Origin of the sequence: Nonomuraea fuscirosea (assembly GCF_035917475.1) — a bacterium.
Classification (GTDB): Bacteria; Actinomycetota; Actinomycetes; order Streptosporangiales; family Streptosporangiaceae; genus Nonomuraea; species Nonomuraea fuscirosea.
Genome location: NZ_CP109074.1, coordinates 11,644,888 through 11,658,902 on the forward strand (window position 1 = coordinate 11,644,888; position 14,015 = coordinate 11,658,902).

10 protein-coding genes are annotated in these 14,015 nt (G+C 72.2%); 7 read left to right on the plus strand and 3 right to left on the minus strand.

Features of this window, described 5'->3' with window-relative positions; translation table 11 throughout:
- Window positions 1-29: 29 nt before the first annotated feature.
- Entirely contained in the window at window positions 30-3,389 is a 3,360-nt protein-coding gene (locus OIE67_RS53785) for an AfsR/SARP family transcriptional regulator (RefSeq protein ID WP_326634932.1), read from the minus strand.
- Between OIE67_RS53785 and OIE67_RS53790 the strand changes: the two genes are divergently transcribed.
- Complete coding sequence (locus OIE67_RS53790) at window positions 3,376-4,263, plus strand: TatD family hydrolase (protein ID WP_326634934.1); 888 nt, start codon at window positions 3,376-3,378, stop codon at window positions 4,261-4,263. The genes OIE67_RS53785 and OIE67_RS53790 overlap by 14 nt on opposite strands.
- Window positions 4,264-4,346: 83 nt before the next feature.
- Entirely contained in the window at window positions 4,347-5,282 is a 936-nt protein-coding gene (locus OIE67_RS53795) for a ubiquitin-like domain-containing protein (protein WP_326634936.1), read from the plus strand.
- A gap of 195 nt (window positions 5,283-5,477) precedes the next feature.
- Here OIE67_RS53795 and OIE67_RS53800 read toward each other — a convergent pair whose 3' ends face one another.
- Together OIE67_RS53800 and OIE67_RS53805 are read right to left on the minus strand one after the other, a co-directional pair.
- Window positions 5,478-6,707 (minus strand): hypothetical protein, encoded by a 1,230-nt coding sequence (locus OIE67_RS53800; RefSeq protein ID WP_326645781.1) that lies wholly within the window; start codon window positions 6,705-6,707, stop codon window positions 5,478-5,480.
- A complete protein-coding gene (locus OIE67_RS53805) occupies window positions 6,707-9,289 on the minus strand; it encodes a protein kinase domain-containing protein (protein ID WP_407674819.1) in 2,583 nt (860 codons plus the stop codon). Before OIE67_RS53805 ends, OIE67_RS53800 begins: the two co-directional genes overlap by 1 nt.
- Here OIE67_RS53805 and rsmA point away from each other — a divergent pair.
- The 5 genes from rsmA to OIE67_RS53830 all read left to right on the plus strand — a co-directional run bounded on the left by rsmA (window position 9,177) and on the right by OIE67_RS53830 (window position 14,015).
- Entirely contained in the window at window positions 9,177-10,016 is an 840-nt protein-coding gene (gene rsmA / locus OIE67_RS53810; protein WP_326645785.1) for a 16S rRNA (adenine(1518)-N(6)/adenine(1519)-N(6))-dimethyltransferase RsmA, read from the plus strand. The genes OIE67_RS53805 and rsmA overlap by 113 nt on opposite strands.
- A 306-nt stretch (window positions 10,017-10,322) precedes the next feature.
- The gene (locus OIE67_RS53815) at window positions 10,323-11,117 is read left to right on the plus strand and encodes a C40 family peptidase (protein ID WP_326634939.1); all 795 of its coding nucleotides are present in this window, start codon (window positions 10,323-10,325) and stop codon (window positions 11,115-11,117) included.
- Between the two features lie 659 nt (window positions 11,118-11,776).
- Window positions 11,777-12,679: a 4-(cytidine 5'-diphospho)-2-C-methyl-D-erythritol kinase gene (locus OIE67_RS53820; RefSeq protein ID WP_326634941.1), complete on the plus strand. Its 903-nt coding sequence runs from the start codon at window positions 11,777-11,779 to the stop codon at window positions 12,677-12,679.
- Between the two features lie 527 nt (window positions 12,680-13,206).
- Window positions 13,207-13,668, plus strand: a complete 462-nt coding sequence (locus tag OIE67_RS53825; protein ID WP_326634943.1) for an SRPBCC family protein — start codon at window positions 13,207-13,209, stop codon at window positions 13,666-13,668.
- The gene (locus OIE67_RS53830; RefSeq protein WP_326634944.1) at window positions 13,665-14,015 is read left to right on the plus strand and encodes an ArsR/SmtB family transcription factor; all 351 of its coding nucleotides are present in this window, start codon (window positions 13,665-13,667) and stop codon (window positions 14,013-14,015) included. Before OIE67_RS53825 ends, OIE67_RS53830 begins: the two co-directional genes overlap by 4 nt.

Genomic DNA, 14,015 nt, shown 5'->3' on the forward strand with positions numbered 1-14,015 from the left:
GGACCCCTCACCACACCCTCACCGGCCGCTCACCTGAGCCGGTCGGGCCGGTCGGTGCGGTCGCCGGCGAGCGCGGTGATGGCGGGCAGCGGTGAGCGGTCGATGACCTCCTGGGGGACTCCGGCCAGGGCCAGGGCCTCCCGGTGCGAGAGCCGCGCGCCCGCCCGCCGCGCCCGCGTGTACTCCCGCTCGCCCAGCACCTCCCGCACCCGTCCGGCCACCTCCGGCTCTTCGGGCAGGGCGACGCCCCGCATGGCGACCGCCGCACCCAGCAGCGTGGCCGCCGCGACCGCCGCGTCCCGGGCGCCGCCGCCGAACGCGAGCCCGGCCAGCGCCTCGAACGCCCGTGCCGTCTCGGCCAGTGCCCCCGAGGCGACCGCGCAGCTCACGGCCCGCTCGTAGCAGGACTTGGCCGCCCGCCGATCCCCATCGGCCTCGGCCACCCGGCCCAGCCCGACCAGCACCCGGGTCAGGTTGCCCGCCGACCGCACCCACAGGGGGTCGGAGTGGCGCAACGCCTGCTCGTACAGTTCCCTGGCCTGCTCCAGACGGCCCTCACCGGCCGCGACGTCGCCCAGCCCGCGCAGCGCGGAACTCAGATACGTCATCAGGCCCACCCGCCGCGCCAGCTCGGCCGCCCGCTCGTAGTCGGCCCGCGCCCCGGCGGGGTCGTTCCCGATGCGTTGATCACCCCGGTTGCACAACAGGTCGGGCAGGTCCTCCCGCGCGCCGAGCAGCTCGGCCAGGGCCAGCGCCTCGTCCGTGCGGGCCAGCGCCGTCTGGTCGTCCCCGCAGGTGGCCGCCAGCCAGGCCAGCCCGTCCAGTGCCAGCGCCGCGCCCCACCTGTCGCCGAGCGCTCTGAACGCGTCGAGCGCCCCGGTCAGCTCCACCTCCGCCGAGGCGAACTCACCGGCCGCCATCCGCGGATACGCACAGATGAACCGGGCCATCGTCCGTTCCCAGGTGTCCTGGCTCCGCTCGGCCCGCCTGAGCACCGTCAGCGCCACCGCCGGGTCGATGGAGCCCGCCGTGACGATCGGCCACAGGTAGGTGACCATCGGATACCGCCGGCCGCCCACCGTGCCGCCGATCATCCGCTCGGCCCTGCTCCTGTGCCGCTCCCAGTAGTCACGCCGTCCCTCGACGGGGTCCCCGGCCGGCGATTCGCCGTCGGTCAGCGCGGCGAGCAGGCACAGCACGTACGCGTCGCCCAGCTCGGGGTCGGGCTCGGGCCCCGCCGCCGCCAGCAGGGCCGCCGCCACGCCCTTAGCCGCGGTACGGGTGCCGCGCATGTACTGGTACGACGACTGGGCGGCCAGCAGCCGCATACCCAGCGCGACCTCCCCGGCCTCCGCCGCCCAGCGCGATGCCGCCGCCAGGTTGCCGTGCTCGGCCGCCAGCACCTCCAGCCAGCGCAGCTGCCCGGCGCCACGCAGCTTGGGATCGGCTCGTTCGGCGAGCTCCAGGAAGTACCGGGCGTGTGCCCGCCGAACGGCCGGCTCCTCGTCGCCCAGCTGTTCGGCACAGAAGGCGCGAATGGTCTCCAGCATGCGATAGCGGCCGCCGGACACCTCCAGCAGCGACTTGTCGGCCAGGGAGTCGAGCACGTCCTCGGCGTCGGGCGTCCCGCACACCTCGACGGCGGCCCGCGCGGTGGCGCCGCCGGAGAACACGGTCAGGCGCCTGGCCACGGCCCGCTCTTGCTCGGTGAGCAGGTCCCAGCTCCACGCGACGACCGCGCGCAGGGTCTGGTGACGTACCTCCGCGGTACGGCTGCCACGCGAGAGCAGCCTGAACCGGTCCTGGGCCGCGAGCCGTCCGGCCAGCTCGCCGGCCTCGTGCGTACGCAGCCGGGCAGCGGCCAGCTCGATCGCCAGCGGCAGCCCGTCCAGCGCGGCGCAGATCCGCCCGGCCGCCTCGTCGGGGACGTAACCGGGACGCACGGCCCTGGCCCTGTCGGTGAACAGGCGGACGGCGTCGGAGGGGGAGAGGGGGCGCACCGGCCAGAGGTGTTCGGCGGTGAGGGCGAGCGGCTCGCGGCTGGTGGCGAGGACGCGGAGGGCGGGGCAGGCGGACAGCAGGCGTTCGGCGAGCACGGCGGCGTCGTGCACGACGTGCTCGCAGTTGTCGAGCACGAGCAGCGCCGGCCGGTTACGCAGAGCCGCTTCCAGCCTGGCCACGGTGGTGCCCTCCTGGCCCCTGCCCGTCGCCGGCCCGCCCAGCAGCCCGCTCTCACGGACGCCGAGCGCCGCCAGCGCCGTACGGGCGAGATCAGTGCCGGAAACCACACCGGCCAGCTCGACCAGCACCACTTCGGACGCGGTGCTGCCGGTCGGTGCGGTGGACGATGCGTCCGGCGCGGCGGGCGTGGTGTGCGGCCGGGTGGGCGTCGACTCCGGTGCGGTGGGCGTCGACGCCGGCACGGTCGTGCGGGCCACCTCGACGGCCAGGCTGGTCTTGCCCGCGCCGCCCGGTCCCAGCAGGGTGACCAGCCGGGCGGACGCCAGCAGCTCCGACACCCGCGCGACATCGCGGTCACGTCCCACGAAACTCGTCAGCCGTCCCGGCAGGGCCCGCACCGCGACCGGTTCGCCGGCCGGCCGCCCGGGTGTGCCGTGCGGCGACCGTCCCGGCCGGGTCCGTGCCGCGACCGAGTCGCCGGCCGGCCGTCCGGGCGTGCCGCGCAGCAGTTCCTCATGCAGGCCGGCCAGTTCGGGGGACGGGTCGGCGCCCAGCTCGTCGGCGAGGATCCGCCTGGCCGACTCGTACGCCGCCAGCGCCTCGCCAGGACGCCCGTCGGCCCGCAGGGCCCGCATGAGCCGGCCGTGCAGCCCTTCCCGCAGCGGATGCCGTCCGACCAGCTCGGTCAGTTCGGCGACCACCTCGCGATGCCGGCCGCGGCGCAGGTCGGCCTCGATCCGGTCCTCGATCGCCCCCAACCGGCGCTCTTCCAGCGCGGCTCCGTACGAGGGGTCGAGGTCGGCGACCGCCGGCCCACGCCACAGCGCCAGCGCCTCGCGCAGCAGGCCCGCCGCCCGGGCGGGATCCCCCGCGTCAGGGTCGAGCGCTTTCCGGCCGGCTTCGGCCAGGTGCCGGAATCGATGGGCGTCGACGTCGTCGGGCCGCACGGCCAGCCGGTACCCGTCTCGTACCAGCTCGATCGCCACCCCCTCCCGCCGCAGCCGCGACACCTGCGCGTGCAGGGCATGGACGCCGTCCTCCAGGGCCCGCTCCCCGTACAGCGCCTCGACGAGCCGATCGCGACCGAGCACCTCTCCGGGCCTGAGCAGCAGCAGCGCCAGCAACGCCCGCCGCGCGGGACCGCCCAGGGGCACCTCGTTCCCGTCGGCCCGCCACGCGCGGGTGGTGCCGAGGATGCCGTACCGCATGGGGGCTACTTTAGATGCCGTGACCAAGCTTCCCGCCGCCCCAGAGCCGCTCTCCGCACCCGTGTTCGACAGCCACTGCCACCTCGACATCATGGTCGGCAACCGGCAGGCGTCGTCCGGCGACCCGGTGGCGCAGGCCGCGCAGCAGGCGGCGGCCAGCGTGCGCAGCATCCTCGACGACGCGCGGGCCGTGGGCGTGACGCGGCTGGTCACGATCGGCTACGACCTGGCGTCGTCCCGGTGGAACGCGGAGGTGGCCGCCGGGCAGGAGGGCGTGTACGCGGGCGTGGCGATCCACCCCAACGAGGCCCACGAGTCCACGCCCGAGGTGCTGGCCGAGATCGAGGCGCTGGCCGGGCAGGACGCGGTGCGCGCGGTGGGGGAGACGGGGCTCGACTACTACCGCGACTGGGCGAGCAAGGACGACCAGCACGCGAGCTTCCGTGCGCACATCGAGATCGCCAAGCGCACCGGCAAGGCGCTGGTGATCCACGACCGCGACGCGCACGACGACGTGCTCAAGGTGCTGGCCGCCGAGGGCGCTCCGGACAAGGTGGTCTTCCACAGCTTCTCCGGCGACGCCGAAATGGCAAAAAAGTGCGTTGAAGCCGGATATTTCATGTCATTTTCCGGGCCGGTGACGTACAAGAACGCCTCCTACCTGCGCGCGGCCGCCGAGGTCGCGCCCGCCGAGCTCATGCTGGTCGAGACCGACGCCCCCTACCTGCCGCCCGTCCCGCACCGAGGCAAGCCCAACGCCCCCTACCTCGTCCCGCTCACCCTGCGCTGCCTCGCCGAGGTCAAGAACGTCCATCCTGACCTGCTGTGCGAGGTGATCAGCGGCAACGGAGTCACGGTCTTCGGCGAGTGGTGACCATCTTTCGGTGAAGCGGCGGATGTCGGCGCGCGGCCGCCGTTAGCGTTCGGGCGATCCTGCCCCGCTACCGGAGGTGGTTCGTGCGAGGTAAGAGGCGTGCGCCCCGTCCGCCGCTCCCGTGGCGCTCCCCGTGGACGCCCGTCGTGTGCGTGGCCGGCGTGGTGGCCGCGAGCGCGCTCGTAGCGGTGTCGTTCCTCGTCAAAGAGGTCGTGCTGGTCGTGGACGGCGAACGCAGGCCCGTCCACGCCTTCGGCGGCACCGTCGAAGAGGTGCTCGCCGCCGCGGGCGTCACGATGGCGTACGGCGACGTCGTCCGTCCATCCGCCCAGGAGGAGGTGCGCGACGGCGCCACGATCGAGGTGCGCCGCGCCCGCCCCCTCACCCTGACCCTCGACGGCCACACCAGCAAGCACCTGGTCACCGCCTCGAACGTGGGCGAGGCCCTGGCCGAGCTGGACATCACCCCCGCCGCCGGCCGGCTGTCCGCGCCGCCCGGCGACGCGGTGCCGCTGGAGGGGATGGAGCTCACGGTCTACACCCGGCGCAAGGTGTACGTGGTCGCGGGCACCACCCGGCTGACCTCGCGGACCACCGCCAGGACGGTGCGCCAGGTGCTCAGGCAGAAGCGCGTCGAGCTGCGCCGCGGCTACCACGTGGACCCGCCGCTGGACAGCTTCCCCGAGGACGGGACGGTCATCACGATCGTCCCGCCCCGTGCCACGCAGATCGACCCCGCCACCGCGCGGCTCGACTGGCGGGCGCTGGCCGAGTGCGAGTCGCACGGGGACCCGCGGGCCTACAACCCCGACGGGCCCTACTACGGCATGTACCAGTTCAGCCTGCCGATGTGGCAGGCGGTCGGCGGCATGGGGCTGCCGTCCAACTGGCCGGAGGACGAGCAGACCTATCGGGCTCAGCTGCTCTACCAGAAGGTGGGGGGCAGGTGGCGGGGCCAGTGGCCGAACTGCGGCGACCGCCTCTTCGGCCGCGCCACGGTCACGGCCCTGCGCCGCTGACCTCGCCTGGACTGGCATACGAACCCGGTCAGCCGAGACCGCTGACCCGGTCCGAAGCCGGGGTCGCTGATCCGTTTGAACCCTGCGCAAGCCGGGTTGCTGATCCGGTCCGAGCCCTATGTAAGCCGGGTTGCTGATCCGGTCCGAGCCCTGCGCGAGCCGGCGCCGAGACCGTCGGCCCGGCGCACGGGATCGTCACCCCGACACGGAGACCCCGAAGTCGGCGCCCTCGGGGGGCTGGAGCGGTTGCAGTTTCTCGGCGTTGCGCCCGGCCACCGCGACCTTCCCGAACGGCCCCCCGTCCGGCTGCCCCACATAGAGCCGGTTCCCGCTGAAGGCCACCGACCACCCGAACAGCCCGTCCCCGGTCGTCAGCTTCCGGTCCTCGGCCGCGTCCTTCCAGGACACCACCCGGACGCCGCCCCCGTAGGGAGCGCCGATCGCCAGCCGGCCGTCCGTCGAGGTCGCCATCGAGAACCCGAACGCCTGCTTGCCCCCCTGCGTCACCCGGCTGGTGGGCTTTCTGGCGGTGTCCAGCAGCTCCACGTATCCGGGTCCCGGTGAGCTGACGGCGTAACCGGCGCCCTCCGCGTAGACGACCGCGTACCCGTACCGGTCGCCGGACTCGGCGGTCGGCGAGTCCAGCTTCAGCGTCGTCAGCCTCTCGGCCATCACGTCGTCGATGAAGACGACGCAACCCGAGTCGATCTTGCCCTTCTCGATCTGGCGGCCCAGGCCGTCGTCGTTCTCGTACGGCACGCCGACGACCAGCCCGTTCTTCGCCCCGAACGCCAGCGAGTAGCCGAACTGGTCGCCCACCTCGCTGTTGCCCCGCACGTCCACGCTCTCCTGGCTGATCCGGCGCAGGTCACCCGCGCCCTTGCGCACGTAGACGGCGCCGACGTCCAGAAGGTCGCCCTCGTCCTCGTACGGCGCCCCGATAGCGACCAGGTCACCCCGCCCGGCCAACGCCCAGCCGAAGTGCGCGAACCGCTGCGGCTGCGGCGGCACCAGGCGCTGCGGGGGAGCGGCGCCGCCGCCGTAGACGACGTACGCGGCCCCGGCGTCCTCGACGCCGTCCACGTCCGCGTACGGGGCGCCGATCACCAGGTCGGCGCAGGTGTCGCCGTTGACCTGCGCCAGCCGTACGGACCAGCCGAACCCGTCGCCCTTGCTCAGCCCCGGCACGCTCACCGGCGTCACCTTGCCGGCGGACAGCACGTGCACGGCCCCCTTCAGGTCGTCGCCGAAGGGGTCGCCCACCGCCACGTCGTCCACACCGTCACCGTCGAAGTCGGCGGCCCCGGCACAGGCGACGACGGCTTTCGTCGCGGATTCGGTCGTGTCTGTGGCCGTCGTCGTGGCGGCGGCCGGGGCACCGGCCGCCGCCACCAGCATGATCGCGGCGAGCGCGGATCCGATCATCACAGCGCCACCTCGATCTGCTGACCGTTCTCCAGCATGTTCGCCGTCATGCTCACGGGCTTGCGGTACGTCGCCAGGTCGAACACGAAGGCGCTGTCCACCCGGGCGCCGGGCAGGATCGCCGGCGGCAGCGTGACGGGGATCGAGTCGTGCTCGCCGCCCCGGTCGTCGACCATGGTCACCACCGGCTGGACCAGCACCCTTCGCTCGCCGCCCGGATTGAGCATCGTCCAGCGGATCACGCAGAGCTGTCCCTTGGTCGCGGTGACGCCCTCGTACTCCTTCAGCCCGCATTCCGGCGCCGCCGACACGATCGCCACCGGGTCGTCGAAGTTCGCGCCCAGGGCGAACCTGCGGCCCACGTCGTTCGGCTTGGCGCTGCCGGCGACCTGGGACGGGGTGCCCGGAGTTCCGGTGACGGCGGTGTTGCGCGCGGAGGTCATGATCAGCACCCCCGCCGTCACCACGATGGCCAGCACGGCCGCGGCGGCGGCGATGAGCCAGCGGGTGCCGGTCGTACGCGTACCGCCGATGGTGTCGGAATCGTCACCCGGCACGGCGGGGGAGGTCCTGCCGCCGGGCTGGGTCTCGGTGCTCAGTGCGGCGGCCTGCCGCACGGGGGCGGCCTGCTCCTGCCGCCACCCCGGAGCCGACGGTCCTCCGGCCCACCCGGGACGGTCCTGCTGGCGTCCTGGGCCGGACTGATCAGGCTGCTGAGGCCGTACCTGCTCGACCGGGCCCTGCTGCGGCGATGCCTGCTGAGACGGCGCCTGCTGAGACGGCGCCTGCTGCGGCGATCCCTGCTGTGGCCGGGCCTGCTCGGGGTGCGGCTGCACCGGTGCCACCGCCCCCGACGACGAGGGCGGCGGTGCTTCCGTCCCGGACCCGTCCGTCTTGGACGACGTACCGAAGCCGAATAGGGCGCGCAACCGTCCTGGCCGCTCCGCGGGCGCCTGGTCGGGCACCTTCCACCGAGCCAGCTCCTCCTTGGCCGCGTCCTCCTCGCGCCGGGCCAGCTCCTCCGCCGACAGGCCACCAGGTGACGATCCGGGCGACGACCCCTGCGCCGGCCCGTACGACGATCCCTGAGACGGCACGCCGGGGGACGAGGACGAACCACTGCCCGACCCACCCGACGAGACGGATCCCGAGGCACCAGGGGCTCCCGGAGCACCGACCGCACCCGACGGCGAACTCGGCCCGGCCGCCGAATCCGCGCTCCCCAAGCTGTCAGACCCGGTGCCGGCGCCCACCGAAGGCTCGGCGGTCGCCGGACCTCCGGCCATCGGACTCGCGGTCCGCGCCCCGGAAGGCGGCGCACTGGGCACCCGCCCGGCGGCGTCACCCTGCCCCGCCCGTCCAGAGGCGTTCCCCTGCCCCGGTGCGGAGTCACGTCCCGGGACCGGCCCCCGCCCCGTGGCATCGCTGGGCGGAGGCGTGGTGAAGGTGGCCGTGATGTCCGGCTCGTCCACCACGTTCTGCGGCGGCTCCCACTCGTTCAGCATCTCCGTCGCGACCAGCGTCGGCGGATCGGCCGCGGCGACCGGCGCCGGCGCGCTGCCGCCCACCAGTGCGATCAGCAGATCCTGCGCGGTCGGACGCGACGCGACGTCCATGGAGGTGGCCCGCCGGACCAGCTCGTCGAGCGGGGCGGGCAGCGCACCCAGGTCGGGCGGCGTGTTCAGCACGCGCGTGGCCAGCGTGATGGGGTCGCCGCGGCCGAACGGATGCCGTCCGTTCCCGGAGTAGGCCACGAGGCAGCCCCAGGCGAAGATGTCGGCCGCCGGGTTGACGACCTCGCCGCGTACCTGCTCAGGAGCCCACCACCCGGGACTGCCCAGCAGTTCGCCGGACATCGTGAACCCCGTCTCCCGGTCGAGGGCCCTGGCGATGCCGAAGTCGATCACCCGCGGCCCCGACAGCGAGAGGATCACGTTCGCGGGCTTCAGGTCCCTGTGCACCAGCCCCGCCACGTGGATCGCCGCCAGCGCCGCCGCTACTCCCAGCGCGACGCCGTGCAGCGGGCCCGGCTCCAGAGCCCCGTAGGTCGAGATCTGGTCGGACAGCGGCGTGCCCGCGATGTACTCGGTCACCATGTACGGCCGGCCGTCCCCGGTGTTGCCGTTGTCCAGTACCTGGGCCGTACAGAAGGAGGCCACCCGCCGCGCGTTGTCGACCTCCGCGTGGAACCTGGCCGCGAACCCCTCCTGGTTGGCGAACTCCGCCTTCACCACCTTGAGCGCGACGAAACGCCCCGTCGGTGCCCGCGCGAGGAACACCGTCCCCATCCCGCCCTCGCCTAACCGGCCCAGCAACCGGTACGGCCCGATCTCCCTTAAGTCGGTCGGCCGTAGCGGCGCGGCGCCCGTTGGCTCCATGAGGGACGTTCCTTCCTGTTCCACGCCATCCTCTCCTTTGGTCTCCCCATCCGCCATCACACGTTCTTCGATGCGAGAGACTGATTGGATGATGAGGCTGTTGGGCCCTGCAGAAATACGTATTTTGGCGAACAAGCTAGATCTTCGTCCCACAAAAAAACTAGGGCAGAACTTCGTGATCGACGCGGGGACCGTCCGGCGCATCGTCCGTGTGGCCGATCTCACCCCCGATGACGTGGTCATAGAGGTGGGCCCGGGGCTCGGCTCGCTCACCCTGGCGCTCCTGCCGCCGGCCGCCCACGTGGTCGCCGTCGAGATCGATCCGGTGCTGGCCGGCCAACTCCCCGTCACGGTGGCCGAACGCGACGCCGCCGACAAGCTCACAGTCGTCAACGCCGACGCGATGAAGATCACCCTCGACGACCTGTCCGGCCACGTGCCGACGGCGCTGGTGGCCAACCTGCCGTACAACGTGGCCGTCCCGGTGCTGCTGCACCTCCTGGAGGTGCTCCCGTCCCTGCGCAAGGGCCTGGTGATGGTCCAGTCGGAGGTGGCCGACCGTCTCGCCGCGGGCCCCGGCTCGAAGGTGTACGGGGTGCCGTCGGTCAAGGCGGCCTGGTACGCGGACGTCCGCCGGGCGGGCCCCGTGGGCCGCACGGTCTTCTGGCCCGTCCCCAACGTCGACTCGGGCCTCGTCTCCCTGCTCCGCCGCGACCCCCCGTCCACGACGGCGACGCGCGAGCAGGTGTTCGAGGTGGTGGACGCGGCCTTCGCCCAACGCCGCAAAACCCTGAGAGCCGCCCTCTCCACCTGGGCCGGCACCCCCGCCGCCGCGGAACGCACGCTGCGCGCGGCCGACGTGGACCCCTCGGCGAGAGGCGAACAACTCGACATCCACGCCTTCACCCGCATAGCCGAACACAAACCCTGACCCCCAGCCCTCCCCGGGCGGCACCCCCCACCGCGGACTACGTGAGCTCTCCGGCACTCCGACGCCCGTCAGCCCACCCGATTCCACAAGATCGACCGGCGCCGCTACCGCCACCAAGATCCCGACGAATCACGACAGCCCGACACCGGCGCCCGCCACCTGGGGCGTCCCGCACCACCAACGCCGCCCTTCGTCCACAACCCCCTTACTCCTCCTTCCCTTTTCCACAGAACCGCGTTCGGCCGCTTCGCGTGACCCCGCATTCCCAGATCCTGGCCTCCCACCCCCGATGACCCGGAGGCCACCATGACCACCCGCATCACCTTCCTGCGGCTCGCCATCGGCGGAGCACTCCTCTCGGCACTCCTCACCACGCTGATCATCAACACCACCCCCGCTCAAGCCACCCCCGCCGCCCGATCCACCTACGCCCACACTGCCGCTGCCCGAGCCGTCTCCACCCGAGCAACCCCCGACCAGGCGACCCCAGAGCAGGCAGCCCCAGAGCAGGTAACCCCCGACCAGGCGATCCCAGACCAGGCAGCCCCAGAGCAGGTAACCCCCGACCAGGCGACCCCAGAGCGGGCCACCCGAGACCAGGCCACCCCTGCCCGAGTTGCCGCTGCCGCGGCCGTCGCCACCCTCCCCATCCCCTCGCCCGCCAGCAAGCTCCCCAAGCTCAAGGGCCCCCTCACAAGAGGCCAGATCGCCGCAGCGGCGGCCCTGACCCAACTGGGCGTCTCCTTCTCCTGGGGCGGAGGCTCAGCGAAGGGCCCAACCCTGGGGATAGGCAGAGGCGCCACCACCAGAGGCTTCGACTGCAGCGGCCTCACCCTCTACGCCTGGTCCAGAGCAGGCATAAGACTGAGCCACCACACGGCCGCCCAGTTCCGCCAGGGCCGCAGGATCCCTCTCGGCGCCCGCCGCACAGGCGACCTGCTCTTCTTCGGCGGCAACCCCGGCGCCCCCACCCACGTGGCCCTGTTCCTAACCGGAACCCTCATGATCCACGCCCCCAAAACAGGCGACGTGGTCAGACGAGCCAACTTCAACACCCCCTACTTCCGCACCACCTACCGCGGCACCGTACGCCCAGGCTGACCCACCTACCCCCCGGTCGCCCTCGGCCAGCCGCCCCCACCACCACCGACGGCCCAGCAACCCCACGACCGCCCACGACCTCGCCCTGAGACCCCGCCCTCCATCGCCACTGACGGCCTCAACTTGAGACCCCGCATCCCCGCTACCCGTGACCTCAACATGAGACCCCGCACCCCGCCGCAGCCGCCCACGATTCAGTCCTGGGACTCCGCACCCACCGCAGCCGCCCACGGCCTTGCCCTACATTCCGCACCCCGCCGCAGCCGTCCACGACCTCGTCCTGCGCCCCGTATCGCCGCCGCTGGCCACGGCCTCAATCGGAGCCCCCGCAGCCCTCACCGTCGACCACCCGACGAAACCGAACCGACCCCGTCCGATCACGTCCACCGCCCGAGGTGTGAGGTGCCACGGCTGCCACCTTCCGAAGAAGCGAGGCCGCAACTGAAGCCCCGCAGCCCCACCCCGACGACGGCTCAACGAACCCGACTCACCCATGGTGACTCGACGGAACCCGGCAAATGCCCACCAACTTGACTCTCTGTGTTGAGAAGTCGGCCCGACCAGAGAGTCATATTCCCAGAACCGCATGTCAGGGCAGCGCGCCCCGATAACATCGAGTGTCCTTGACCCCGGCAAGTGATGAGAGTGGCAGAAGATCGATGAGTTCGGTGACCGTACGTGTGCCTGCGAAGGTCAACGTGCAGCTTTCTGTCGGCCCGCTCAGGGATGATGGCTACCACGACCTGGTCAACGTCTTCCACGCCGTATCGATCTTCGATGAGGTCGTGGCGAAGGAGTCCGAGTCGATCACCGTTCAGGTGAACGGCAAGTGGTCCGACCAGGTGCCGACCGACGACAGTAACCTGGCCATCCGGGCCGCCCGCGCGCTCGCCAAGCACGCGGGCCGCAGCTACGGCGCCGATCTGATCATCCAGAAGGGCATCCCGGTCGCGGGCGGGATGGCGGGCGGCAGCGCCGACGCCGCCGGCGCGCTGGTGGCGTGCAATGAGCTGTGGGGGCTGGGGCTGCCCTTCGAGGACCTGATGGAGATCGCCGGAGACCTCGGCAGCGACGTCCCGTTCTCCCTGCTCGGCGGTACGGCGGTCGGCACCGGCCGCGGCGAGCAGCTGACCGAGCTGCCCACCGGCGGCGTGTTCCACTGGGTGTTCGCGCTGGCGAACGGTGGCCTGTCCACGGCCAGCGTCTACGCCGAATGCGACCGCCTCAGGGAGGCTTCCCAGGCCGAAGTCCCCTGGCCCCAGCTGAACGACTCCCTCATGGAGGCCCTCGGCACCGGCGACGCCTACGCCCTGGGCAACCACCTGAGCAACGACCTCCAGACCGCCACCCTCAACCTCCGCCCCGAGCTCGCCCCCACCCTCGACTCGGGTCGCCAGCACGGAGCTCTGGGAGCGATCGTCTCCGGCTCCGGCCCCACCTGCGCCTTCCTGGCCATCGACGCCACCCACGCCCGCGACCTGGCCCACAGCCTGACCACCACCGGCGCCGCCCACACCGCCGTAGCCGCCCACGGCCCCGTCCAGGGCGCCACCTTGATCTGATCCCCGCGATTCACATGCAGGCCCAAGGGGGCCCTTGAGGGCCTACCCGAGCTCCAGGAACACGACAGCGAGCCCGGTCGCACTCAGCTGACGGGCCGATCCACCGAGCAAGGCCCTGCGTGAGTACGAGCCCTACTGGCCCCAGGCGCGATCACCGCCGGTCCTGGCAGTCGGCCGCGACCTGCATTGCCGGGAAGGGGCCGGCCGTCTCCGGGCGCAACTTTCCGGCTGCGGCGTCGCAGGCGGAGGCGCGGAACCGCCCATGTCGCTGGCCGCCTCTCGGATACGGTCTAGTGCCGCAGCAAGCAACGTTTGCCGCGTTTTCGTCAGACTGCTTTGCGTGATCGTCAGACTCGCGGCGGAGCAGGACTTCGCTGGCTCCCTTGACCTGGCAGCCCAAGGTCGAGCACAGCGACGAGCATGACGTGATCGGCCTGCAGCGGATCCCCCGGAGGTGCAACTAATGGTTGCGCAACGTGGCGCATCCAGGTAGTCTGACGTGCAACCAAACGTTGCAGGAGGATGGCATGGAGTTCGGAACCATTGAGCGCGAGATCTACATCGAGGCGTCTCCCGAGATCGTCTTCGAGGTGGTGAGCAGTCCCGGCCACCTCAAGGAGTGGTGGCCGGACGACGCCCGGTACGAGCCGACGCCAGGGTCGGCGGGGGAGATCACCTTCGGTGACCACGACGCCGGCGGGGCGGTGGTGCCGTTCACCGTCGTCGACGTGCGGCCGCCGCGGACGTTCTCGTTTCGCTGGACGCACCCCGCCGACGAGGTAGCGGCGGAGGGCAATTCGCTGCTGGTCACCTTCGACCTGACCCCGTCGGGCCGCGGGACGCTGCTCAAGATGACCGAGACCGGCTTCCGCGAGATGGGCTGGGAGATCGCCGTCCTCGAGCAGCAGTACCAGGAGCATGTCACCGGCTGGGACTTCTATCTACCGCGACTGGCGCCGTACGTAGCGACGCTGCAGGTACGGCCATGAGCACCTTGGTGGCAGAGCACGTCGACGACGACCTCTGGTCCGCGATCGGGGACCCGACCCGGCGCCGAATGCTCGACCTGCTGCTCATCGAGGGCGACGGCACCGCGACCACGCTCGCCCAGCAACTGCCGGTCACCCGCCAGGCAGTGGCCAAGCACCTAGGCGTCCTCGAGCGGGTCAGCCTGGTCCGGGCGACGCCGGCGGGCCGGGAGAAGCGGTACCGGGTGGACGACGCCCAACTCGCCCGCGCGGTGGCCCAGCTGTCGGTGGTCGGGTCGGCATGGGAAGCCCGGCTGCAGCGCATCAAGCGGATCGCCGAGGGGATCCAGCGCACCCGACAGGACTGA